The organism is Sneathiella chinensis (genome assembly GCF_012720115.1).
Classification (GTDB): Bacteria; Pseudomonadota; Alphaproteobacteria; order Sneathiellales; family Sneathiellaceae; genus Sneathiella; species Sneathiella chinensis.
Genome location: NZ_VNWN01000004.1, coordinates 585,097 through 610,080, shown reverse-complemented (window position 1 = coordinate 610,080; position 24,984 = coordinate 585,097). Strand labels below are relative to the sequence as shown.

The 24,984-nt window shown below is 56.9% G+C and carries 20 protein-coding genes; 9 read left to right on the top strand and 11 right to left on the bottom strand.

Annotation, left to right across the window (positions count from 1 at the left end; translation table 11 throughout):
* Positions 1 to 33 precede the first annotated feature (33 nt).
* From FQB27_RS09440 to FQB27_RS09430, 3 genes are all read right to left on the bottom strand, one after another.
* On the bottom strand, positions 34 to 798 hold the full coding sequence (locus FQB27_RS09440) for a DeoR/GlpR family DNA-binding transcription regulator (RefSeq protein WP_169560767.1): 765 nt from the start codon (positions 796 to 798) through the stop codon (positions 34 to 36).
* A gap of 148 nt (positions 799 to 946) precedes the next feature.
* Positions 947 to 2,125: an iron-containing alcohol dehydrogenase gene (locus FQB27_RS09435; protein WP_169560766.1), complete on the bottom strand. Its 1,179-nt coding sequence runs from the start codon at positions 2,123 to 2,125 to the stop codon at positions 947 to 949.
* Positions 2,126 to 2,134: 9 nt separating this feature from the next.
* Positions 2,135 to 3,526 carry an aldehyde dehydrogenase family protein gene (locus tag FQB27_RS09430; protein WP_169560765.1) on the bottom strand — a complete coding sequence of 464 codons (1,392 nt, stop codon included), beginning with the start codon at positions 3,524 to 3,526 and terminating at the stop codon, positions 2,135 to 2,137.
* 273 nt (positions 3,527 to 3,799) lie between these two features.
* Here FQB27_RS09430 and FQB27_RS09425 point away from each other — a divergent pair, with 273 nt between their 5' ends.
* Positions 3,800 to 4,555 carry a DeoR/GlpR family DNA-binding transcription regulator gene (locus FQB27_RS09425; protein ID WP_277346042.1) on the top strand — a complete coding sequence of 252 codons (756 nt, stop codon included), beginning with the start codon at positions 3,800 to 3,802 and terminating at the stop codon, positions 4,553 to 4,555.
* 86 nt (positions 4,556 to 4,641) lie between these two features.
* On the opposite strand, the gene FQB27_RS09420 is transcribed toward FQB27_RS09425, so the two are convergent.
* The 5 genes from FQB27_RS09420 to FQB27_RS09400 all read right to left on the bottom strand — a co-directional run bounded on the left by FQB27_RS09420 (position 4,642) and on the right by FQB27_RS09400 (position 11,303).
* Positions 4,642 to 6,009, bottom strand: coding sequence for a glutamine synthetase family protein (locus tag FQB27_RS09420; protein ID WP_169560763.1), 1,368 nt, complete (start codon positions 6,007 to 6,009; stop codon positions 4,642 to 4,644).
* Positions 6,010 to 6,150: 141 nt separating this feature from the next.
* Positions 6,151 to 6,735 carry a sarcosine oxidase subunit gamma gene (locus FQB27_RS09415; RefSeq protein WP_169560762.1) on the bottom strand — a complete coding sequence of 195 codons (585 nt, stop codon included), beginning with the start codon at positions 6,733 to 6,735 and terminating at the stop codon, positions 6,151 to 6,153.
* A complete protein-coding gene (locus FQB27_RS09410; RefSeq protein WP_169560761.1) occupies positions 6,722 to 9,745 on the bottom strand; it encodes a sarcosine oxidase subunit alpha in 3,024 nt (1,007 codons plus the stop codon). The genes FQB27_RS09415 and FQB27_RS09410 overlap by 14 nt, the downstream gene beginning before the upstream one ends.
* A complete protein-coding gene (locus FQB27_RS09405; protein WP_169560760.1) occupies positions 9,742 to 10,041 on the bottom strand; it encodes a sarcosine oxidase subunit delta in 300 nt (99 codons plus the stop codon). Before FQB27_RS09405 ends, FQB27_RS09410 begins: the two co-directional genes overlap by 4 nt.
* Before the next feature lie 11 nt (positions 10,042 to 10,052).
* The gene (locus FQB27_RS09400; RefSeq protein WP_169560759.1) at positions 10,053 to 11,303 is read right to left on the bottom strand and encodes a sarcosine oxidase subunit beta family protein; all 1,251 of its coding nucleotides are present in this window, start codon (positions 11,301 to 11,303) and stop codon (positions 10,053 to 10,055) included.
* A 305-nt stretch (positions 11,304 to 11,608) separates the two neighbouring features.
* On the opposite strand from FQB27_RS09400, the gene FQB27_RS09395 reads away from it, so the two are divergent.
* The 5 genes from FQB27_RS09395 (at position 11,609) to FQB27_RS09375 (ending at position 16,690) form a co-directional block, all read left to right on the top strand.
* Positions 11,609 to 13,303 (top strand): formate--tetrahydrofolate ligase, encoded by a 1,695-nt coding sequence (locus tag FQB27_RS09395; RefSeq protein WP_169560758.1) that lies wholly within the window; start codon positions 11,609 to 11,611, stop codon positions 13,301 to 13,303.
* Between the two features lie 59 nt (positions 13,304 to 13,362).
* Complete coding sequence (locus FQB27_RS09390; protein ID WP_206374487.1) at positions 13,363 to 14,358, top strand: GlxA family transcriptional regulator; 996 nt, start codon at positions 13,363 to 13,365, stop codon at positions 14,356 to 14,358.
* A 343-nt stretch (positions 14,359 to 14,701) separates the two neighbouring features.
* Positions 14,702 to 15,451, top strand: coding sequence for a hypothetical protein (locus FQB27_RS09385; protein WP_169560757.1), 750 nt, complete (start codon positions 14,702 to 14,704; stop codon positions 15,449 to 15,451).
* 157 nt (positions 15,452 to 15,608) lie between these two features.
* Complete coding sequence (locus FQB27_RS09380) at positions 15,609 to 16,253, top strand: hypothetical protein (RefSeq protein WP_169560756.1); 645 nt, start codon at positions 15,609 to 15,611, stop codon at positions 16,251 to 16,253.
* A gap of 47 nt (positions 16,254 to 16,300) precedes the next feature.
* Positions 16,301 to 16,690, top strand: coding sequence for a hypothetical protein (locus tag FQB27_RS09375; RefSeq protein WP_169560755.1), 390 nt, complete (start codon positions 16,301 to 16,303; stop codon positions 16,688 to 16,690).
* A gap of 87 nt (positions 16,691 to 16,777) precedes the next feature.
* Here the strand turns inward: FQB27_RS09375 and FQB27_RS09370 are convergent, their stop codons facing one another.
* The 3 genes from FQB27_RS09370 to FQB27_RS09360 all read right to left on the bottom strand — a co-directional run bounded on the left by FQB27_RS09370 (position 16,778) and on the right by FQB27_RS09360 (position 21,310).
* Positions 16,778 to 18,991: a sensor histidine kinase gene (locus FQB27_RS09370; RefSeq protein ID WP_169560754.1), complete on the bottom strand. Its 2,214-nt coding sequence runs from the start codon at positions 18,989 to 18,991 to the stop codon at positions 16,778 to 16,780.
* A gap of 173 nt (positions 18,992 to 19,164) precedes the next feature.
* The gene (gene hutC / locus FQB27_RS09365; protein ID WP_169560753.1) at positions 19,165 to 19,917 is read right to left on the bottom strand and encodes a histidine utilization repressor; all 753 of its coding nucleotides are present in this window, start codon (positions 19,915 to 19,917) and stop codon (positions 19,165 to 19,167) included.
* Positions 19,918 to 19,939: 22 nt separating this feature from the next.
* The gene (locus tag FQB27_RS09360; protein WP_169560752.1) at positions 19,940 to 21,310 is read right to left on the bottom strand and encodes a formimidoylglutamate deiminase; all 1,371 of its coding nucleotides are present in this window, start codon (positions 21,308 to 21,310) and stop codon (positions 19,940 to 19,942) included.
* 61 nt (positions 21,311 to 21,371) lie between these two features.
* On the opposite strand from FQB27_RS09360, the gene hutI reads away from it, so the two are divergent.
* Genes hutI through hutG form a run of 3 tightly spaced genes read left to right on the top strand, consistent with a single transcriptional unit; the run spans position 21,372 to position 24,983 of the window.
* Positions 21,372 to 22,610, top strand: coding sequence for an imidazolonepropionase (gene hutI, locus FQB27_RS09355; RefSeq protein ID WP_169560751.1), 1,239 nt, complete (start codon positions 21,372 to 21,374; stop codon positions 22,608 to 22,610).
* 19 nt (positions 22,611 to 22,629) lie between these two features.
* Entirely contained in the window at positions 22,630 to 24,174 is a 1,545-nt protein-coding gene (gene hutH / locus FQB27_RS09350; protein WP_169560750.1) for a histidine ammonia-lyase, read from the top strand.
* Between the two features lie 2 nt (positions 24,175 to 24,176).
* Positions 24,177 to 24,983: an N-formylglutamate deformylase gene (gene hutG, locus FQB27_RS09345; protein WP_169560749.1), complete on the top strand. Its 807-nt coding sequence runs from the start codon at positions 24,177 to 24,179 to the stop codon at positions 24,981 to 24,983.
* Position 24,984 lies beyond the last annotated feature (1 nt).

Below are 24,984 nucleotides of genomic sequence, written 5' to 3'. Positions count from 1 at the left end.
TTAGCATCATTTTGCAAAATGTCGAGAGGGAAGTTAAGACCGTTCTGTGACAATCAGTTCGGCGGGCAACCGATCCAGCGCCGCCCGCATGTCCGACCCCGGCGCCTGATCCGTCACCAGATAGGCGACCTTTTCCGCCCCCCTGATCCGGCAGTCTGCAACCCCGCCAAACTTGCTGTGATCGGCCACAATGACCGGAATTCGGGCGCTGCGGATCATGGCCTCGCGGAGGGCCGCCCCCTCCCGATCGAAGGTCATTACCGCCGGTTCCGCCGACAGGGCGGCCACCCCGATCACCCCGTAATCCACAGAGTAGCGGGACAGCATGTCAACCGTATCCCAACCGCCAACGCTGTCCTCAAAAGAAGCCAAACGTCCGCCCAGAAGGGCTGCCTCATTGCCGGGCACCCGCCCCAGAAGCAAACAGATTCGCATGTCATTTGTCAGGATTTTAAGGTCCTTGTGATCCAGCAAGGCCTCTGCCACTGCCAAGGTGGTCGAACCGGAATCCAGCAGAACCGACGCCCCGTCCGGGATCAGGCCTGCCACGTGGCGGCCAATGGCCCGCTTGCCTTCGGGGCTGCTTTTCAAGCGTTCCTCAAGGTCCGGTTCCTTACGAGAAGGCGAAAGTGCCCCGCCCCTGATCTGGGTCAGCTTTCCCTGTTCCGCCAAATGGGAAATATCCCGGCGCACCGTTTCCCGCGACATCCCGAACCGGTCGCTCAAATCGCGAATGGTCACCGCGCCAAACCGGGACAGTTCCCGCATGATCAAAAAATACCGCTCTTCTGCCAGCATATGGCCTCCTGTTGTTGCAAACAGGGTAAGGTGTTTTGCAAAATTTTGCAAACCTTGCAAAAACAAAAAAGGGCCTGCGCAAAACGCAGACCCCTGTTTCGATCCTTCCGATCAGGCAGACAAGACCGCCTGCCATCCATCTTCGCGATCAGTCAAGGTTCCCCTTGACCGCATTCAGGAAGACTTCGGTATATTCCTCGGCGGAAAGGGCAATGGGGTTGCCGCCGGAGGACGGATCCTCGACAGCCATTTTCCCGACCAGTTCCGCCTTTTCATCATCAATCCCGAGCGCGCCGAGATCATTGGGAATACCGATTTCCTTGCGCAGGTCCAGAACCCAGCCCAGGAACCCGTCAAAGCTGGCATCTTCAAGCCCCATATAGGCGGCGACGCGGGCCAGACGATCGGCAATAACCTCGCGGTTGCGGATCAGCACATAAGGCATCAGAACCGCATTCAGAAGACCGTGATGCGCGTCATATAAGGCACCCAGCGGATGGGCCAGTGCGTGCATACCGCCCAGGCCCCGCTGGAATGCTGTTGCGCCCATGGTTGAGGCGACCATCATCTGACTGCGGGCCACCAGGTCGTTGCCATCGCGAACCGCATCCGGCAGGAATTCCTTGACCAGACGAATACCTTCAACCGCGATCCCTTCGGCCATCGGATGGAAGAAGGGCGAGCAATAAGCCTCAAGATTGTGAGACAGCGCGTCCATACCGGTTGCCGCCGTAATATGAGGCGGCAGTCCCCGGGTCAGTTCCGGGTCTGCCACGACGATTTCCGGCAACATGCTGGCATGGAAGATGATTTTCTTCACATGGTTGGCCTCGTCCGTGATGACAGAGGCCCGCCCCACTTCAGAACCGGTACCGGATGTGGTCGGAACCGCCACAACCGGGGCCACCCCGTCCACATTGACGCGGGTCCAGTTATCGCCCACATCCTCAAAATCAAAGAGCGGGAGGGTCTGCCCCACCATCAGCGCAATCGCCTTTGCCGCATCCAGACCGGAGCCACCGCCAAAGGCGATCACACCATCATGGTTGCCAGCCTTGTAGACGGCAACGCCATCCTCAACATTCTTGCCAACCGGGTTCGGCTTGATATCACTGAAAACAGCGCATCCAAGCCCCGCAGCCTTGCAGTTTTCAACGGCGCTGGCGATCATCGGCAGACCGGCCAACCCCGGATCGGTTACCAGAAGCGGGTTTGTCATCCCCAGTTCCTTACAGGCAGCCCCGATTTCATTGGCACGCCCAACCCCAAACCGAACGGAAGTCGGATAGTTCCAGTTGCCACTCAGGCTTTTAATATCGACGGTCATTCACTTACCTTAAATCTTGGTACGAAGGTGATAGGATTTCGGACGGGTCAGGCCTTCATAGCCGACCACGGACAGGGTGCAGCCCCGCCCGGAATTCTTGACGCCGGTCCAGGCCAGCGCCGGGTCCAGATAGTCGCAACGGTTCATAAACCAGGTTCCGGTCTCGATCTGGTCCCCGATCCGAACGGCGGCGTCCTCGTCGCTGGTCCAGACAGAAGCGGTCAGACCAAACTCACTGTCATTCATCAGTTCAATTGCATGCTCGTCAGAGGAGACCTTCATGATGCCAACAACGGGACCGAAACTTTCCTCGGTCATCAGGCGCATGGAATGATCCACATCCACAACCACCTGCGGCGCCAGATAGGGGGTTCCTTCCTTGTCCATGGGGAAGGTCGCCGGATCGATCAGGGCCCGACCCCCGGCGGCCACGGCATCCCGCACCTGTCCGCGTACAAAATCAGCTGCAGCCGCGTTGACGCACGGCCCCAATGTGGTTTCCTGATCCAACGGTGAGCCCAGCGTGTATCCGTTTACTGTCTTGACGACAGCCTCCACAAAGCGGTCATACACGTCCTCGTGCACGTAAATCCGCTCGATCCCGCAGCAGGACTGACCGGAGTTGAACATGGCGCCATCAACAAGGTTTTCCGCCGCATAATCTACATCGGCATCATTCCGCACATAGGCCGGGTCCTTGCCGCCCAGTTCCAACCCGACACCGATAAACTGGCCTGTGGCCGCCTTCTCGATCGCCGCACCGGCAGGGACGGAGCCTGTAAAGGCCACAAAATTGACGCGCCCGGACTGAATGATATCAGCCGCCAGACCGTGGGTCACGGTCACAAGCTGGAACAGGTCCGCAGGCAATCCCGCCGCAACAAAGGCATCGCGCATGGTCTCGCCGCACAGATGGGTTTGCGTGGCATGCTTGAGGATAACGGCGTTCCCCGCCATCAGGGCCGGCACGATGGAGTTCACCGCTGTCATATACGGGAAATTCCACGGGGCAATGGTAAAGACCACACCAAGCGGTTCGCGCTTGATATAGCGGGTAAAGCCTTCCTTTTCACCAACCGCGATATCGGCCAGCGCGTCCTTTGCCGCAGAAATCATGTAGGTGGCCCGTTCTGAAAACCCACCAACCTCGCCTGCACCGAACCGGATGGGGCGCCCCATCTGCCATGCCAGTTCCTCGGCAATGCGGTCCTTCATGGATACGAATTTCTCGACACCGGCGGTCAGGATCGCGGCGCGTTCCTCCAGCGAGCGGCCTTTCCATGACTTTTGCGCAGCCTGCGCCCGGTCCAGAACGGCATCAATTTCCACTCTGTCCATATAGGGACGTTCAACATAGACGGTTCCATCGACCGGACTGATGGTCTTCAAACTTTCGGACATTTATACTCCCACCATAGATTGGTACTGTTGAGGCTCAACCGGGCCTGCCGTGAGCACATCATAAAGATGTGTCATTTACTCACTTTTGAATGCCCCCCACAACCGTTTTTTTGTGCTTGTTCCACCCTGTTTTGACGTCCGCCGCCCCATCCCCCACAAAAACCGGTCATCCCATTTTGGAAATCCACACAAATCATATTGTATCCGTCCTATTTCTGTAGCAAAAATGATGCAATAGACATGGATCACTAGGCTTTAAAGATCGTCCGGGACATGATTAAACAATCAAAAAGACAGCTTGAAATTATGAATATCCTGCAGGCCCAAAAATCTTGCAGTGTTATTGAACTGGCCGAAAAACTGGGGGTTTCCGATGAAACCATCCGGCGGGACATCCGGCAACTGTCCCTGAGCGGGGCAGCCGAAAAAATTCATGGCGGCGTCATGCTGCCCCAAAGTTCGCAGGAGCCGCCTTTCCTGCGGCGGCTTCAGGAGCAACGGGAGGAAAAGCAGCGGATCGCAAAACTCTCTGCCGGTCTGGTGGTGGATGGGGATGTGCTGTTTATCGACAACGGCAGCACGTCCTGCTATTTCGCACGGGAACTCATTTCCCACCGCAACCTGACGATCCTCACCAACTCCACCGAAGTGGCGCGGGAGCTATGTTCGCGCAACAATAACCGGGTCTTCATGGCGGGCGGTGAAATCCGTGCCGACGACAGTTCCGCCTTTGGCCCGGCCGCCGTTGCCTTTGCCCGTCAGTTCACGACCCAAAAGGCCTTCATCTCCATGGGAGCCATTCACGCGCAAAAAGGCTGCCTTGATTTCGATCTGGCAGAAGCCGAATTCAAACGGGCCGTCATTCCACAAACAGAGAATGTGATTGTCACCGCCGACCACACCAAGTTTGGCCGGGCCGGTATCGTCAAGGTCTGTGATCTGGCAGAGGTGGATTTGCTGATTACCGACCAGATGCCGGACCGGGACCTTGTCGAGCAGCTTGGCCCGGACAGGATCAAGGTCGCCTGAGCGCCTCCCTTTCCCATAAAAAAAACCGGCAGTTGCGACTGCCGGTTTTTCTTTGATGTCATGCGCCCTGGCAGGCAGATGCGGGATCAGATAATCTCGAAATAGCGCTGCAGTTCCCAGTCTGTAATGGCCTTCCGGAACTCGCGTTCTTCCCATTCGCGGGTCATGGCAAAGTGATCCACAAAGGCATCGCCAAACAGGGACCGGGCCGCAGAAGACGCCTTGAGGCTTTGTGCCGCTTCCCACAAGGTACGGGGCAAGGCCAGTTCCGGCGGGAATGTCTTGTCGTAGGCGCTGCCCTTGATGCCTTCGGTGGGTTCAATCCGGTTTTCAATGCCCCACAGCCCGGACCCCAGCGCCGCCGCAATGGCCAGATAGGGGTTCATGTCTGCGGCCGCAATCCGGTATTCAACCCGCTGCGACCTGGCATCACCCGGAATGGCCCGCAAGGCACAGGTCCGGTTTTCAACACCCCAGCTTGCCTCGGTCGGGGCCCAGAAACCCGGAATAAGACGGGTATAGCTGTTGACGGTCGGGGACACCATCGCCAGAAGCTGCGGCATCAGGGCCTGCTGTCCGCCGATGAAATACCGCATCTCATCGCTCATGCTGTCGGGGCGGGACGGATCGTGGAAAACGCTTTCGCCGTTCTTGCCTGCAAGGGACAGATGAATATGTCCGCTTTGTCCCGGATAATCCGGGGACCACTTGGCCATAAAGGTGGCCATCAGGTCATTTTGCTGCGCCAGAATTTTGGTATAGGTCTTGAACAGGGCGCCCTTGTCAGCGGCGGCCAGCGCCTCGTCGTAGGCAATCGCAGCTTCCAGCACGCCGGGGCCGGTTTCCGTATGAACCCCTTCCAGTTCCATGTCCATCTCAATACAGAGATCCATCAACTGCTGATAAAAGTCAGACTCGACCGAGGCCCGCAGCATGGAATACCCAAAGAAGCCCGGGGTAAACATGTCCATGTCCCGGTAGTTTTTCTCGCGCACGGATTTCGGTGTTTCATTGAACAGGAAAAATTCGTACTCGCAGGCGGCAGTGGCGGTGTAGCCCATGCTGTCCGCCTTCTGCAAAACGCGGCGCAAGGTTCCCCGCGGACAGACAGTCTCTGCCCGATCCGAAAATTCCAGCAGGAACAGCAGCATGTTGTCTTCCAGCGGCAATTCGCGGCAACTGTCGATGACAGGCACCACATGCGCATCGGGATAGCCGGATGCCCAACCGGTGTAACTTTCCTGATCATACAGCTGGTCGTTCACATCCCAGCCGAGCACCACGTCGCAGAAGCCAAAACCTTTTTCAAGAATACCCAGAAACTTGGATTTGCTCAGATACTTGCCTCGCATGACCCCATCAATGTCAAACAGGCCTACCTTCACATACTGTAAACCGCGCTCTTCAATGATTTTCCGTGCGTCTGCGGCGGTTTTGACTTCCCTTGGATCCATATTCCTCTACCCTGTCTATTCACCGGTCCGGGCGGAGCGGCTTTTGTCATTTTGCGAAACAAACCTAGACAATTGCATAAAAATCACAACCCATACAACGGGTTATGATCACCAAAGTGATATTTTTTCAGAATTTACAGATTATTCACCGCTGTACCGAAACGCATCCACCAGCCATTCCGCCACATACAGGGCAAAAGAATTGCGCACATAAAGGTGAACGCGATCCTCTGCCGGTTTCTCCAGGATCACTTGCGCCTTGGCCAGCAGGGTTTGGGCGACCTGCCCCGGCCTGAATACAGCCGGGTGGCAATCCAGCTCGCAGCTTTTCATCAGAACGGTCCTGACCTCTGGCCCTGACAATTCAAGGCGGATACGGTTGGCGCTGACATCGGTGACGGCGTGATGCAGGCCCTCCAGCGCCTGTTCCAGCTGCGCCGCCAGTGCCCCCTCCGGCGCGTCACGGAACCGGGCATCTCCTTCTTCAACGATCAGCCACTCATCCGGGCCCAGCCACAAGGCCCGGCATTTCTTCCGGCCGGCCACCGTGTTCGGAACGGTCGGCAGCGCAAACCCCAACTCTCCCTTAACACGAGACATGAATTCCGGGTCGCCGGGATTGCCCCGCAGGTTGACCTGCGCACAAAAGGGCAAGGCCTCAAGCCCTTGCGGAAAGGACGGCGCCAGTGCGGCAACCGGAGACAGCCAGTTTTCATATTTCGCCATCTTGTCGCTCCCCTTCCTTGTCGAAAAAGACGGGGGATGTCAGCACGGCGGTAACGGTCCCCCCTTCCAGCGGGGCAAAAACATGCTGTCCCATCCGGTCCTGCCCCCCCTTTACCAGCGCCAGGGCGATGCTGCGTCCCAGCGCCGCGCTGTAATAGCTGGACGTGACATGCCCGACCATGGGCATGGGTTTCGGGGCATGGGGGTCAAACACCAGTTGCGCCCCTTCCGGCAGAACCGTTTCCGGGTCCTCCGTCAGCAAGCCGACCAGTTGCTTGCGATCCGGGCGGCTTGTATCCGATCGGGTAAAGGACCGCTTGCCGATGAAATCCGGCTTTGCCTTTGACACAATCCAGTCCATCCCCAAATCCTGCGGGGTTGTGGTGCCGTCGGTTTCCTGCCCGACAATGATGAAACCCTTTTCCGCCCTCAGGACATGCATGGTCTCGGTTCCGTAAGGAGTGATGCCAAATTCCTCTCCGGCGTCCATCACGGCCTTCCAGAGCGCCAAGCCCTGATGCCAGGGGACATTGATTTCAAAGGTCAGTTCACCGGTAAAACTGATGCGGAAAATCCGGGCGGCCATACCGGCAACGGTTCCCTCTTGGAAACTGAGGAAGGGGAAATCGTCCGGACCGAGTTTCATCTCCGGCGCCAGTTTTTCAAGGACCCGCCGTGCCTTTGGCCCCGCCACCGAAACCGTGGCCCATTGCTCGGTCACCGAGGTGCAATACACCCTCAAGTCCGGCCATTCCGTTTGCAGATAGTCTTCCAGCCAGTCCAGAACCACGGCGGCGTTGCCCGTGGTCGTGGTCATGAGGAAATGATCCGGGGCCAGCCGCGCCGTGGTGCCATCGTCAAAGACCATGCCATCCTCGCGGCACATGAGGCCATACCGAATGCGCCCCACGCCCAGCTTCGACCATGCGTTCGTATAAACCCGGTTCAGGAATTCCGCCGCATCCGGCCCCCGAATATCGATTTTCCCCAAGGTGGACGCATCCAGCACCCCGACACCGTTTCGCACCGCAAGGCATTCCCGGTTTACGGCCGCCTGCAGGTTCTCGCCGTTTTTCGGGTAATACCACGGGCGATGCCATTGCCCCACCGTCTCGAACCGGGCGCCGTTCCCCTCATGCCACGGGTGGATGGATGTGGTGCGGACCGGATCGGACCAGCGCCCGATATTCCGCCCCGCCAGCGCCCCATAGGCCACCGGCGTGTAGGGCGGGCGAAAGGTGGTGGTGCCGATCTCCCCTAGGGGCCTGTCCAGCAGACCGGACAGAATTCCCAGCGCGTTAATGTTCGATGTCTTGCCCTGATCCGTGCCGAAACCGGTCAGGGTGTATCGCTTCACATGTTCGGAACTTTCAAACCCCTCACGTGTGGCAAGCGCGATATCCGCCGCCGTGGTGTCATTCTGCAAATCGACAAAATGCTTGGCCTTCCCGACCCCCACAGGCTCGCGCCCCGGCACCAGCCAGACAGGCTCCATGGGCGCGGTTTCCGGCTCATGGACCGCTGCGGCGGGTTTCCGGCGTTTTGGCTTCAGGCCTGCGGCCAGAACCCCGTTCCGCCCAGCTTCCCGACCGGCCAGAAGGCAGTCTTTCAACAGGAAATCGCCATTGGCCGCCCCGGCAACCGTTTGCGCCGGCACCGCATGGGCCGGGACAAAAGCGCTTTTTCCCGCGTCAAATTCCAGCCGCCCCTGCGACTGACTGAACAGATGAACAACCGGGCTCCAACCGCCGGACATGGCCACAAGATCGCAATTGATCCAGCGACCGGCACCGGTCAGTTTTCCGGCCCCCTGCTGAACCGGCCGAACCTCGACCGCGGAGACCCGCTTCCCGCCCCGCGTCGCTGACAGGGCATGCCCGGCAAAGACAGGGATCCCCAATGCCCGCACACGGGCAGGCAAGGCCCCGGTGACCTGATGCCGGACATCCACCACCGCCGCAACCTTCAGGCGCTGTTCGTGCAGGGCCAGCGCAGTTTCATAGGCCCCGTCATTATTGGTGAACAGCACCACTTCCTTGCCCGGAAACACACCATATCGGTTCAGATAGGTCAGCACACTGCCCGCCAGCATGATCCCCGGCCGGTCGTTGTCGGCAAAGACCAGCGGCCGTTCATGGGCGCCTGTGGCCAGCACCACATGCCCGGCCCGAAAATGCCAGGTGCGCTGCCGTATCCGGCCCGGCCGTTTCATGACCGGCAGATGATCGGTTTTCCGCTCTACCGCCACCAGATAGTTATGATCGTAATAGCCAAACAGAACCGTCCGGGACAAAATGCGCACATCCGGCATGGCCTCCAGTTCGGCGATGCGGTCCTGCACCCAGTCCCGGCCCGGTTGGCCGTCAATCTCGCGCTCCAGCGTCAAAAGGCTGCCGCCCGGCTCCGCCTGTTCATCCACCAGAACCACCCGCGCCCCGGCCCGGCCCGCCTCGACCGCGGCTGACAAGCCCGCCGGCCCTGCACCGATCACCAGCACATCCGGGTGGTCATGCATGTGGTCATACAAATCGGGATCCGAGGTTGTCGGCGCCCGCCCCCATCCGGCGGCCCGGCGGATCACCGGCTCATACAGCCGCATCCAGAAGGACCGGGGCCACATGAAGGTCTTGTTGTAAAACCCGGCGGTGAACAGCTTGGCAAACAGGCCGTTGATGGCACTGACATCGAAATCCACGCTGGGCCACACATTCACGCTGCTGGCGACCAGCCCCTCATACAGCTCGATCTGCGTGGCCCGGATATTGGGTTCCGTATGTTCTGCCGTTTCCAATTGCACCAATGCGCCCGGCTCCTCCGCCCCGGCGGCGACAATACCGCGCGGGCGGTGATACTTGAAACTGCGCCCCACCAGATGGACCCCGTTGGCCAACAGGGCCGAGGCCAGTGTATCCCCCTCAAATCCCCGATAGGATTGACCATTGAAGGTAAAATTCAGCGGTTTCGACCGATCGACGCTGCCGCCGCTGGCCGTGCGGTTCAACATGCTCATTGGCCGCCCTCCTTCCGGGCGCCCGGAACCGGTGGCACCTCGCCCATGGCATAAACCGCCAGAATTTCGTGACTGACCGTATGGCGCAACACATTGAACCAGCGCCGACAGCCGTTCACATGGCACCACCGCTCGGCAAAGGCGCCCTTGGTATTGGTTCGCATGAACAGAAACGCCGCCCATGCCTCATCCGTCAGGCTGTCCGGCTTTTCAGGGCGAACCCGGTGGGCCTCCCCGCCATAGCGGAATTCCGTTTCATGTCGCGGCCCACACCAGGGGCATTCAATCTTGAGCATGTCCCCTCCTTCTAGTGGGCGACGCCAGCGGCGCCATGTTCATCGATCAGCGCCCCGCTGGTAAACCGGTCCAGACTGAACGGGGCATTCAGGGCATGGGGTTCGTCCCGCGCCACCGTATGGGCAAAGCACCACCCCGATCCGGGGGTTGCCTTGAACCCGCCGGTTCCCCAGCCACCATTGATATAAAGACCTTTAACCGGTGTTTTTGAAATTATAGGTGACGCATCCGGGCAGGTATCCACGATGCCGCCCCAGCTTCGCATCATGCGAACCCGGCTGAAAATGGGGAACAGCTCCAGACAGGCGCCAAGCTGATGCTCGATCACGTGAAAGCTGCCCCGCTGGCCGTAGGAATTAAAACTGTCAATGCCCGCCCCCATCACCAGTTCCCCCTTGTCGGACTGGCTGACATAAACATGCACCGCCCCCGACATGACCACACAGTCGATCACCGGCTTGATGGGTTCGGATACCAGCGCCTGCAGGGGGTGACTGTCGATCGGCAGGCGCAGACCGGCCATGGCGGCGACAACGGAACTGTGCCCGGCCGTGACCAGCGCCACCTTGCGGGCGCCGATAAAGCCGCGGCTTGTCTCGACCCCGGTGACAGTGTCGCCGTCACGGCGAATGCCCGTCACCTCGCAATTCTGGATAATATCCACCCCGCGCGCATCCGCGGCCCGGGCATAGCCCCATGCCACACTGTCATGACGGGCAACGCCGCCGCGCCGCTGCAAGGTGGCCCCCAGCACCGGATAGCGGGCCGACCGGGAAATATTGATGATCGGGCAAAAGTCCTTGACCTGTTCCTCATCCAGCCATTCCGCATCGACCCCGTTCAGGCGGTTCGCATTGACCCGGCGGCGACCTTCACGCACATCGCCAAGGCTATGGGCCAGATTGAGCACCCCCCGCTGGCTGAGCATCACATTATAATTGATATCCTGTGACAGGCCTTCCCAAAGCTGCAGGGACTTTTCATAGAGGGCCGCACTTTCATCCCACAGATAGTTGGAACGGACAATGGTCGTGTTGCGGGCCGTATTCCCCCCGCCAAGCCAGCCTTTTTCCAGCACCGCCACATTGGTGATGCCATGTTCCTTCACCAGATAATAGGCTGTTGCCAGCCCATGCCCGCCGCCGCCGACGATGATCACATCATAATCCGGCTTCGGGTCGGGGCTGCGCCATTGACGCGGCCAGTTCCGATGATGACTGAAGGCGTTGCGTGCGATGGAAAAAATAGAATATTTCGCCATTCTTTTCCGTTTCCCGTTTCTCACCCTGCGTGATGTTTTTCTACATTATGGATGGTGATACGACACCCGCAAGGACAAAAACACCGATCCGCCATATTGCACCAAAAATCCGACACGCCGCCCCTGCTGAAAGCAGATTATCCCTGTTCAACCGAGGCCGGAGGATTTAGTGTCCCCTGCAGAATGGCGGGTGATCCCAATCCCCCGTCGGTTTTATTTTTGTTAATATTCAAGGAGGTCCGGGACAGGTCCCGTGCACCTCACTCCTTCATACCGGAAACGGGCATAGACAACGGGCCGACAGAATGACCGACCAACATACCACTCCCAAAACCGATATTGAGATCGCCAATGCCGCCAGCATGGAAAAAATCCTGCCCCTGGCAAAGGAGCGACTGGGAATTGAGGAGGACAATCTTGAGCCCTTTGGCCACTACAAGACGAAAATCTCGCTGGATTACATTGAACGGCTTGCAGACCGGCCCGATGGCAAACTGATCCTTGTTACGGCCATGTCCCCGACCCCGGCGGGCGAAGGCAAGACAACCACCACCGTTGGCCTTGGAGACGCCCTCAACCGGATTGGCAAGAAGGCCATGATCTGCCTGCGGGAACCTTCGCTTGGGCCCTGTTTTGGCATGAAGGGCGGTGCCGCCGGGGGTGGCTACGCCCAGGTCGTCCCCATGACCGACATCAACCTGCATTTCACCGGCGACTTTCATGCCATCGGTGTGGCCAACAACCTTCTGGCCGCCATGATCGACAACCATATCTATTGGGGCAATGAACTGGGGCTGGATGAACGGCGGATCACCTGGCGGCGCGTGGTGGACATGAATGACCGAGCGCTCCGATATATCGTCAACAGCATGGGCGGTGTCAGCAACGGTTTCCCGCGGGAAGACCATTTCGACATTACCGTCGCCTCGGAAGTCATGGCCATTTTCTGCCTGGCCACGGATATGAAAGACCTGAAAAAGCGGCTCGGCAATATTATTGTCGGCTTTACCCGCGACCGCAAACCCATCCACGCCCGCGATCTTGACGCCCACGGTGCCATGGCGGCGGTCCTGAAGGATGCCTTCCAGCCGAACCTTGTCCAGACCCTTGAAAACAATCCAGCCCTTGTCCATGGCGGCCCCTTTGCCAATATCGCCCATGGCTGCAATTCCGTTCTGGCCACCCGCACCGCCCTGAAACTGGCCGATTATGTGGTGACCGAGGCGGGCTTCGGAGCCGATCTGGGCGCCGAGAAGTTTCTTGATATCAAGTGCCGCAAGGCGGACCTGAACCCGGAGGCCGCCGTTGTTGTCGCCACGGTTCGCGCCCTCAAGATGCATGGCGGCGTTGCCAAGCAGGACCTTGGCCGGGAAGATGTGGCCGCCGTCCAGATGGGGTCCAGAAACCTGACCCGCCACATTGACAACCTGCACAAGTTCGACCTGCCCGTTGTGGTTGCCATCAACCGCTTTTCAACAGATACCACCGCGGAAATTGAGGCCGTACAGGAAATTTGCGCCAGCCACGGCGTCAAGGCAGTGCTGTGCGACCACTGGGGCAAGGGCAGCGCCGGGGCCGAGGTCCTTGCCCGGACGGTTGTCAGCCAACTGGAAAAACCGGCAAGACCGATCTCTCTGCTATATGAGGATGAAACCCCGCTTTGGGAGAAGGTTAAAACCGTTGCCACCAAAATTTATGCCGCCGATGACATCATCGCCGACCAGAAGGTGGAGAACCAGTTCCGGGAACTTCAGGAACAGGGCTTCGGCCATTATCCGGTCTGTATTGCCAAAACCCAGTACAGCTTTTCGACGGACCCCACCCTGAGAGGCGCCCCCAGCCATCATGTGGTTCCCATCCGCGAGGTTCGGGTCGCCGCCGGGGCCGAGTTCGTCGTTGTCATCTGCGGGGATATCATGACCATGCCGGGGCTCCCGCGCATCCCGGCAGCGACGCAGATTGATGTGACTGAAAACGGGCAGATCATCGGATTGTTCTAGCCCGGAGGGAGCACGGAAAACCGTTGCTGAAAAAATGAAACTTGAGTAGCGTTTGGCGTATGAACAGTTCAGGCACAACCCTTTCCTTCGACAAGATGGAAGGGGCAACAGCACAATATAGTATCGGTTTTTGTCTGGTCCCCGACTTCTCGTCACTTGCCTTTATCTCGGCGATTGAACCGTTGCGTCTGGCCAACCGCACAGCCGGGCGGCAGATCTATGACTGGAAATGCTATTCGGAAGACGGTGCCCCGGCCCGCAGCAGCGCCGGGCTGGAAATCCCGGTGGCTGGCAGCTTTTCGGATATGCCGAAACACAGCATTGTCTTTCTGTGCGGGGGACTGGACATCCAGGCCCGCTGCACCCCGGAAGTGATGACCGCACTCAGGAAGGCCGCATCCTATGGCGCCGATATCGGTGCGATCTGCACAGGCTCTTACGTGCTGGCCCGGGCGGGCATGCTGGACGGGCATCGCTGCACCATCCACTGGGAAAACACATCCGGTTTCCGCGAGGATTTCCCCGATCTGGAGATTACCACGGAACTGTTCGAGATTGATGGCAACCGGTATACCTGCGCCGGGGGAACAGCGTCCCTTGATATGATGCTGTCGCTGATTTCCAGCCAGATCGATCATGAAGCGGCCCTTGCCGTTGCCGACCAGTTGATCCATCACCGTATTCGCGACGGGTCGGAACGCCAGCGCATGGAACTGAGGGCCCGGCTGGGAATTTCCCACCCCAAACTTCTGGCCGCCATTTCCTGTATGGAAGACAATCTGGAAGACCCCCTCAGTTGCAGTGACCTTGCAACGGAAGTGGGCCTGTCGACCCGGCAACTGGAGCGCCTGTTCCAGAAATACCTGAAACGCTCCCCCACCCGCTATTACCTGAAATTGCGGCTGGATCGGGCGCGGTATCTTCTGACCCAGACCAGCCTGCCCATTATCGAGGTGGCGCTGGCCTGCGGTTTTGTATCCGCATCGCATTTTTCAAAATGCCACCGCGAACATTTCGGCCATACCCCCAGCGAGGAACGCCGGGTCCGCACCTGACGATCAGCCGTAAAGACTAGCATTCTGAATATCACTGCCGAAAACTGATAACACAGAAACCATATTTTAGAGCTATCCCCCTTTTCCACCTATATCTAGCCTTGTTTTTTTCAACGGAACGACGCAACCGCACAATATTGACTGAGAAAAAAATATAGTCACCACCTCGACTTTCAAAGGTCGAAACTTTGCATACTGCCGTAGTTGAGGTTTTTTAAGAGCCCCCCCCTAAAGGCGCGCAATCTGAGCGAATTACTCAAAACGGAAATTTTTTTACTATTTTCGCATTTACATAAGAAAATTCTCATGCTATTGTTGCAAAACAACACTAGGGAAAACATTCATGTCTGTATTGAAATTTGACTTTTTCTCGCACACAAGCCTGCACTCAGAAGAAGGGATCGTCGAAAGACTACCCAAAAACCCGTCTGAATTTGTAAGCATACCTGTGCACATAGATCAATGCGCCGCGATTTTCCATCTGTCAGAGGGAAAAATTAGCCCAGCCGCATATATATATGACGTGCTTGCGGAACACCTTTCAAACCAATTTCAACATGAGGATAGCATTACTCTTTTCGGCATCACCCCGCATAAATTTGCACTTATGAAAGCGGATTGGGAAAGTTATTGGGGACGATACGGGGAGGGCATGTGGTGGGGAAGTGCATGGCTTCCTAACGGCACACTTGTCCGCTCCCGCTATAAAGGTAAACACAAAAATTTAGACTTAGATCTTGCAACAGTTCGTCACGGCTCTCTTTTTGTAAACGAACAGAAATTCTCCCCTTCTCATTTTGCAAACGAAGTTGCTGGAGGAACCAACCGGAACGCATGGAACGACCTCGAATGTAAATTTCAAAAGACGGAGTGGATAAAAGCCAAATATATTCGCAACCACCACCCCTTTGGAACAGAGCAGAATTTTTCCGATACCTCCGCCCTCCGAGACGATGATTGCATTCTCATTCTAATACATGCCGGGATTGATATAGACACACCATACACCTCACCGGAAAACAAACACGAAAGGCCATCTTTACAGTTTTCAGAATACCTAAAACTGAAACGACCTGAGGCAACAAAAAATTAGTTTCACGGGAACACTGAACACTCAACAGTAGCCAGATCACCTTGAGCCTACAAAGGCTTAGCGCACCCATATCAATCAATTTCAAAATGTATTTTCTCAAAAGCTTTAGAGAACAGCTTCTTCAAAGCACCTACAACTATACCTAAAGGAAACGATCATGACCAAGCTCACCGTTTTATCCGAGGAACTGTATGCAGAAGTTGGAAAAATGTTAGAGGATAAAGAACTCGCAAGCGTCGTACAACATGGACTAAATCCCCTATATGCCCCCCTTGCCGATACCCCGGACCTAGCACTCATAACATTTCAAGGTGGCGGCGAAGACAAATCCATTCAACGCGAGGCACCAAGCCAACTTCTTTACCTCAACGATACATATAGATTTGGCCAAATACTAAGAAAATATATGGCTCAAGCGGGATTGCGAAAAACACTGTTCGAAAGAACAGTTGCCCATGCCGCAATTTTCCCCTCTGCCCCCACTCAGGAAGCTCGCATGTGGGAGCACCCGAAGACTGGCCCCAGAAAGGTCTGGCGAGATTTTTCTCTAAATTGGAACAAACGCTTATTAATGGCGCAATCACCAAAAGCAATCCTCATTTTCGGAGACAAGGCTTCTCAAGCGTTCAATATAGAATGGCAAGATTGCAAATTTGAACATAAACAAAACCACATGACTTTCGGTCGTGGCGAGTGGCAGGGCATTCCCGCAATCTATTGCCACCACCTTTCCATCAACTGCCCCAAACTTCAAGCAGTCGAGTGCATGAAAGAAGTAAAGAACTTATTGGGCAAACTTTAAGTTAAACAAACCAATTATTTTAAGCACTACTTAGCAAGGAAAAAATCATGACGTATACAGAAGCATTCAAAAAATTAGGATACGATCTTATTTCGCCTCGCCAAGACTGGAGCGCTGAGAAAGACGATGGAATCTGCGTAGCTGTTTGGCAACAAGAAATAAAGAAAATAGATAATGTACTGACCTTTGACTCCAAGCTATTTGGTGCCCCACATGAAGAATGGGGGCGCAAGTCCGGGAACAAAAAGCGTACCAAACATTTGCAACGAGCACTCTCCGACTTCAATGGCAATGTGGATATGGTCATTGTAACCGGCAGCCCTGAAAGAGGCTATAAAGAGGCCGACCCCTGGCACCCCAAAAAACGACGTAACCAAAAATGGAAGGTTACCTACCTAGATGAAGAAACCGGACATTGCACTTTTAAATTAGAGTGAATTCACACTCCCTAGCAGCGATCCTCAGCATGTTTAAATACTCGAAGACAAGCCTATCTCAAAAAATCTTTTTCCTGCCTGAATAGATCAGGCAGCATCCCTTGCGCGGGCGCGGGTTTCGGGTTGCTTGACCGGCAGGGTGACCCGGATTGTGGTGCCCTGTCCCGGCTCGCTTTCGATGGCAATGCCGCCATGGTGCATTTCCACCAGCGCCTTTGTAATGGCAAGCCCAAGACCGGTGCCTTCCGTTGTCTTGCTGAGGGCACTCTCAATCTGGTGGAAGGCCTTGAAAACCTCTTCAAGCTGATCCCGGGGGATACCGATGCCATTGTCCGAGAAGGAGAATTCAACTGCATCCCCCTTGACGTCCGCGGTTACCCCGATCAGGCAATCATCGCCCGAAAACTTGACCGCATTGGTCAGGATATTCAGGATGATCTGGCGGAAACATTTCGGGTCCGCGCTGATGGTCCCGATCCCGTCGGCCAGCCGGGTTTCCACCGTGAATTTCTTGTCCTTGAAACGTCCGTGCAGCAGGCGGATCGCACTATCGATCTCGGTTGCGATATCCACATCCGTCGGGAAAATCTCGTATTTCCCGGATTCGGTCTTGGCCACATCAAGGATTTCATTGATCAGACTGAGCAGGTGGCGGGCGCTCATATTGATATCACTGAGATAATCCTCGTAGCGCGGCGACCCCAGTTCCCCAAAAATTTTCTGCTGCATCAGATCGGAAAAGCCGATCACCGCATTCAGGGGGGTGCGCAGCTCGTGGCTCATATTGGCCAGAAACTCGGTCTTGGCCAGATTGGCGGCCTCGGCCTTGTTTTTCTCCTTGCGCAGTTCCTGTTCGATCTGGTCCCTAAGATGGGCCTCAAAAATCAGGGTCACAATATCCGAAATGGACTGCACAAAGCGCCGCTCTTCCTTGGTCCATTCATAATCGTTTTCCCGCTTGGCAAGGCTGATGAACCCTTCCTGCCGCCCGCGGATCGAGAACGGCATCTGGATCAGGCTAAGGGGCTCCTGCTCGGGGAAACGGATTTTGCGAAGGCCTCGGGTCAGGGGATCCTTCCAGACATTGGCAATGCTTAATTCATGTCCTGTCTGGCTGGCCTTGAAGAAATCCTGATGCAATTCCCCCTTCAATGTCAGGTCCGGCAGAAACCCGCCGATTGCCCGATCAAAGCGGCAGGCACTGACAAGGGCGTTCTGTTCCATATCAATCTGCCAAATGCTGACCTTGTCGATTTTCAGGGTTTCCGCCACGTTCCGGACAATTTCCTTGAGCGCCTCAATCACCGTCATTTCATACAGGAATTCCCCCTGTACCAGTTCGGAAATGGCACTTTCGTAGTGACGCATTTTCTGTTCGTTCTCAAGGTAATCCCGATACTGGGTATCAAACATGCGAAACAGCTTCATGGTCCGCAAGACAATCAAAACCATCAATCCAAACAACAGTATGACGGCAAAGGCGATATTCTGAAGAGAGAGCGAGATAAAGGCAGGCCCCTGTAGTGCCGGGCTCCATTCCAGATAACCAACAACCCGGCCCCGCCCATCCGTCAGCGACAGATAGGCCCGCTTGTGTTCTTCCACATCAGGGCCGGCGACGGCCTCAAGACCGGTAAAGGAAAAGCGCTTGGAAATGGCCTCGATAAACCGCTCGCCCATGGGCTTGACCAGCACCAGAACATAATCAGACTTGCGGTAGGCGCCCGCGCCGTCGGCACCGACTTCCTGCAAATCGGATTCAATCATTGCCGCCGCCACCAGCGCCATATCCCCGGACTTCAATCGCACCACTTCCGACAGGGGGGCTTTCCGGCCAAGGGCGCGGGCGGTCCTGATCCGACTGACAAACTCATCCCCGTTCAGAACAAAGGCCAAAAACTCTTTCGAGAGGATTTCCCCCTTTTCGATGGAAAACACACTGCGGTTCTCCCCATCCAGAACGAAAGTGGCATCAAAACCATACGTTTCCTGCAAGTACCGACCGATATTGTCCTGCGCCCATTCTCTATTCTGCGTGTCCACAAGATTTTCAAGGGCGGTCTGCCAGTAGGCGTAGTCGTAAACCAGCGTCTCCAGAGCCGCCTTTTCTTCCTTGATCAGGGTTTCCAGCAGGAATTTGGAGGATTCAACCGTCTGTTCATCCTGAATTTCCGATGTTTGCCAGATGCCGAAAAAAATCAGCCCGAACGAGCCCAGGACAAAAATCAGCAACGGAAGGATGAGTTCCTTGATTTTTTTCCGAACAAGAACCTGTGCCTGTATCAGTCGGTCTTCAATCATAGCAGAAAAAGCGCCAATTCTTCTGTGTGAAAGGGGAACTGCAATGTTTGTTTTTCAGCCCGGTATCACCTGTGGGCTGAATATTCCACAACCTATTATATTAGACCATTTTACATATTTAAAGCGACACCACAACCGGAATGCGTATCCCGCTCAAGAATTTGCCAAAATGATCAGTCGGACAATTCCCGATGGGGGAAGAAGGTCCCGCTGAATTCATAGCGGCTTGCCGGATGGTAAAGACGCACGGTCGTGATGACCCCATCCGGGCAATAGGTGTGACGCTCCAGCACAAGAACGGGCTCTCCCTCCTCCAGCCGAAGCAGCTTTTTCTGCTCCTCCGTCGGGATGGCGGCACTGATCCGGTGATCGGCGTGGGTATAGATAACATTGTCCAGCAGGTAGCCGCCGGTGGTCTGGACCGAAAAATCCTGTTTCAGGAAATCCGGCACCAGCCGGGGGTTCACATATCGATCCTCCAGTTGGAGCGGCCTGCCATTCTCGAAATGCAAACACAGGGAATGAAAGGCCGCACCGCGGGGAAGGTCCGTCATGGTCTCGGCGATTTCAGCCGGGACGGTATCGACAGTTTCCAGCAGAAGAACCTCGGATGAATGCTCATTCCCGCGGGCGGTGATATCCTCCGCCACGTTGCGGATTTCCAGCATGCCCGTTTCAAGTTTTGATGGCGAGACAAAGGTTCCCGACCCCTGACGGCGGACCAGAACCCCTTCCTGTGTCAATTCACGGAAAGCCCGGTTTACCGTCATGCGCGATGTTTTCAGCTCCTTCACAAGCGCGTGCTCCGTGGGCAGACGATCCCCCGGACGCCACTCTCCTGCCTCTATCTTGCTGACGATCAGTTGCTTGATCTGCTTATAGAGCGGTTCAGTGCTGTTTTCAGGCAGTTCTTCGATCAGGGTCATGTCTTGTTCCAGATGTCCGGCATCAGATTTTTGTGGCCAGCCGTTTCATTACCGTGCTGAACCGGGCCAGAATTTCCTCCTCCCGGTCGTGATGACCGTTCCGAATTACAGGCCGCCCTGCCACGTAGACATCCTTTACAACAGAGTTGTTGCCCGCAAACAACCATCCATCAACAATATTTTGAACACCTCGCCCGACCAGCGCCGGGTGGTTTTCATCCAGTGTCAGATAGTTGGCTGGCGCGCCAACGGCGATCCCCGCCGGCTTTCCGGGACAGAGCGCCTGCGCCCCGCCCTCTACAGCCAGAGACAGAATACGTTCCCCGTTTGAGGCATTCCGCTCCGCAATCAGGGTGCGTTTCTGCCGTACAAGCCGCTGGCCGTATTCCAGAATGCGGCATTCCTCGGCGACGGAAATATTGATGTTGCTGTCAGATCCGATCCCGAAGCGCCCCCCTTGGGACAGGAAATCCTCTACCGGGAACAATCCGTCCCCCAGATTGGCCTCGGTCACCGGGCACAGCCCCACAACCGCGCCCCGCTCTGCGATGCCCTGTACTTCCTGCGGGGTCAGATGGGTGGCATGGACCAGACACCAGTTTTCATCGACGGTCGTATTATTCAGCAACCATTCCACGGGACGCTGACCGGACCAGTCCAGACAGTCATTCACTTCCTTCATTTGTTCGGCAATGTGGATATGGACAGGCATCTCCGGGGTCCGGTATTCCGCCAGCGCCTGCAACTGATCCCGGCTTACCGCCCGCAACGAATGCGGGGTCAAGCCCACATCAAAGCCCGGCCTTCCGGCGGTTTCAGCCACCAACCGGTCCACCAGATCAAGATAGGCATCCGTTGAATGAATGAAGCGGCGCTGCCCGTCGGTCGGGGCCGCCTCGCCAAACCCGCTATAGGAATAGAGAACCGGCAGCAGGGTCATTTGCAGCCCCACCTGTTCCGCCGCCGCCATAACCCGGAGCGACATTTCCGCCGGATTGGCATAAGGGGTTCCGTCCTTCTGGTGATGCAGATAGTGAAACTCACCAACCGAGGTGAAGCCGGATTTCAGCATTTCCAGATATAGCTGGGCGGCGATGGCCTCCATATCCTCAGGGTCGATTTCGGCCAGAAACTTGTACATGACCGACCGCCAGCTCCAGAAGCTGTCATCCCCCGGCCCAGCAATTTCCCCCAGTCCGGCCATGGCCCGCTGAAAGGCGTGGGAATGCAGGTTCGGCATGCCGGGAACCAGAACACCCCCCTGATTGTCGGCCCCTGCCCCTGCGCTATCTGTTTCAATAGCAGCCACACAACCATCATCCCCAACCGTAAGGGTGACGTTTTTTACCCATTTGCCCTGGATGAAGGCGTTTTGAAAAAAATGCTTGATCATGACGAATATCTTATCATAATAATTTGTATATACAAATTCAAAATTCACAAGGGACGAAGAAATGCCGAACACAGAATGGGATACGTTGTTCATCAATACGCGACTCGCCACGATGGTCGAGCATACCTCTCCCTACGGTGCGACAGACGCCGATTGTCTGGCCATCCAGAACGGCAGGATCGCCTGGATCGGGACCCAAGATGCGCTCCCCTCCTTCACCCGTCCGTCCCACTGCGTTGAAATCGATATGGAAGGCCGCTGGATGACACCGGGTCTGATCGATTGCCACACCCATATGGTCTATGGCGGCAACCGGGCCGAAGAATTTGAAATGGCCCTGAACGGTGCCAGCTATGAAGAAATTGCCAAAAAGGGCGGCGGTATTATCTCGACCGTGAACAGCACCCGCCGCGCCAGTGAAGACGACCTGCTGGCCGCCAGCCAGTCTCGCCTGAAGGAAAGCCTGCGCTATGGCGTGACCACCCTTGAAATCAAGTCCGGCTATGGCCTTGATCTGGAAAACGAGATCAAGATGCTGGAGGTTGCGAAGAAGCTGGGCGAACAAAACCCGGTCCGGGTGCGAAAGACATTTCTGGGGGCCCATGCCCTGCCGCCCGAATTTGCAGGCGATTCCGATGGCTACATGGACAAGGTCTGCAAGGAAATGCTGCCGACGATCCATGCCCTTGGCCTTGTGGATGCGGTCGATGCCTTTTGCGAAAAAATCGCCTTTTCAACCGAGCAGGTGCGCAGCCTGTTCAAGGCCGCCGAGGCCCTGAAGGTTCCGGTCAAACTTCACGCAGAACAGCTCAGCAACCTGCAAGGCGCGGAACTGGCCGCCCATTTCAAGGCCCTGTCTGCGGATCATCTGGAATATCTGGATGAACGCGGCGTCAAGGCCATGGCCGACCATGGCACGGTGGCGGTTCTGCTGCCCGGCGCGTTCTATTTCCTCAGGGAAACCAAGTTGCCGCCGTTGGAATTGCTGCGGGAACACAAGGTTCCCATTGCGCTGGCAACAGACTGCAATCCCGGTTCCTCCCCGGTTATTTCCCCGACACTGGTCATGAACATGTCCGCCATTTTCTTCCGCATGACACCGGAGGAAGCCTTGGCAGGCTTTACCCGGAACGCAGCCCGCGCCCTCGGCCTTTCCCACGAGATCGGCACATTGGAGGTCGGCAAGCAGGCGGACCTTGCCGTTTGGGATATTGACCATCCTGCCGAACTGACCAACAGCATCGGCAATGCCAGCCTGTACAAACGGTACTTCAACGGTACCGAAACCCCGTTTAACTGATCAGACACAAGGAACCATCATGTCCGACAAATCCATATTCGCCGTTCCGGGGCACCTTGGTCTGGATGACCTGCGGCACATCTATGCCGGCCCTGTCAAATTCTCGCTGGACCCGTCCTGCTGGGACAAGGTGGAGGCCAGCGCCGCCACCGTACAAAAGATCATTGATGAAGACCGCATCGTCTATGGCATCAATACAGGGTTCGGCCGACTGGCACAGGAGGTCATCCCCTCCGATCAGTTGGAACTGCTTCAGAAGAACCTTGTCATGTCCCATTCGACGGGCACCGGCCCCCTGTTGGAAGACCGGGTTGTCCGGCTGGTGATCGCCACCAAGGCGGCCAGTCTGGCGCGGGGCTTTTCCGGGGTCCGCCCGCTGGTCATCAAGGCACTGATCGCCCTTCTCGACAATAATATCTATCCGGCCATTCCGGCCAAGGGGTCCGTTGGCGCGTCCGGCGACCTGACACCACTGGCCCATATGACGGCCTGCCTGATGGGCGTTGGCGAGGCCCGCGTTGACGGTGAATTGATCCCCGCAAAAGACGCCCTCGCCCGGTTTGGCCTGACCCCGATCAGCCTCGCCCCGAAAGAGGGGTTGGCGCTGCTGAACGGCACACAGGTTTCCACCTGCCTTGCCCTTGCCGGACTGTTCGAGGCTGAAAAACTTCTGGCGGCGGCCACCCTCGCCGGGGGGCTGTCCCTAGATGCGGCAAAGGGCACGGATGCCCCGTTCGATGCCCGCATTCACGAGGCCCGCGGCCAGATCGGACAGGTGGATATGGCCGAAGCCTATCGCAAGATCATCGAGGGCAGCGAAATCCGCAAATCCCACGAAGACTGCGAAAAGGTTCAGGACCCCTATTGCCTGCGCTGTCAGCCACAGGTCATGGGCGCCTGCCTTGACCAGCTTCGCAACGCGGCCCACACCATCGAGATCGAGGCCAACGCCGTGTCCGACAACCCGCTGGTCTTCACCGAGGAAGGGGAGGTCATTTCCGGCGGCAATTTCCACGCCGAACCCATCGCGCTTGCCGCTGATATCCTGGCACTGGTCATTGCCGAGATTGGCTCCATGTCGGAGCGGCGCGTCGCCATGCTGATCGACACCACAATCAGCGGCCTGCCCGCTTTTCTGGTCGGCAAGCCGGGCGTCAATTCCGGCTTCATGATTGCCCACGTAACCGCAGCGGCCCTTGCCAGCGAAAACAAGCAGCAATCCCACCCGGCCTCCGTGGACAGCATCCCCACATCCGCCAATCAGGAAGACCATGTCAGCATGGCCACCCACGGGGCCCGGCGCCTTCTGCGCATGGCCGACAACACCGCCGCCATTGTGGCGATTGAATTGCTGGCCGCCGCACAAGGGATCGAGTTCCGCCACCCGCTGAAATCCTCAACGGTACTGGAAACCCTGTTCGGGCGCATTCGGGAGCGGGTCCCCGCCTATGACGAGGACCGGTTCTTTGCCCCGGATATCGAAGCCATCAAGGCGTGGGTCAAAACCGATGAATTGCGGAATGAATTTGCCGCATATCTTCCAAAAACAGGATTGGTGCACTGAAAATGAGTCACATTTACACCGTCAGCGAGGGAACGTCCCCCCTGATCTTGAGCCAGCCCCACCCCGGCACCCAACTGGCACCGGGGATGGAGGACCGCCTGACAGAGGCCGCGCTTCAGCTTCCCGATACGGACTGGCACATCCCTGACCTGTATGCAGACATGGCGCGAGACCTGTCCGCCACCGTGGTCCAGACCCACTATTCCCGCTATGTCATTGACCTGAACCGGGACCCCGGCGGGGTCTCCCTCTATCCGGGACAGAGCGTTACCGAGCTTTGCACCACCACCCTGTTCGACGGCAGCCCCCTGTACCAGGACGGACAAGAGCCGGATGCCGCCGAAATAGAAGATCGCAAACAGACCTATTGGCAGCCCTATCACGACGCCCTTGCCGCCCAGATTGCCCGCGTCAAGGCGCAGCACGGCTACGCCCTGGTTTATGATTGCCACTCCATCCGTTCCGTTGTCCCCCGCTTTTTCGAGGGGGCCCTTCCCATGCTCAACCTTGGGACAGGCGGCGGCTCCAGCGCCGCACCGGAACTGACACAGTGTCTGGACCAGACACTGGCAAACGGTGACTACAGCTACGTGATCAATGGCCGCTTCAAGGGTGGGTTCATCACCCGCCACTACGGCACGCCAGCCGATAACGTCCACGCCGTTCAAATGGAAATCGCCCAGACCGCCTATATGGAAGAGGTTCACCCCTTTGACTGGCGGGAAGACAAGGCTTCATCCCTCAAACCGCACCTGAAAACCCTGCTCGAGACCATGATCGCGTGGGGCCGAAATACCTATGGATCGTAGG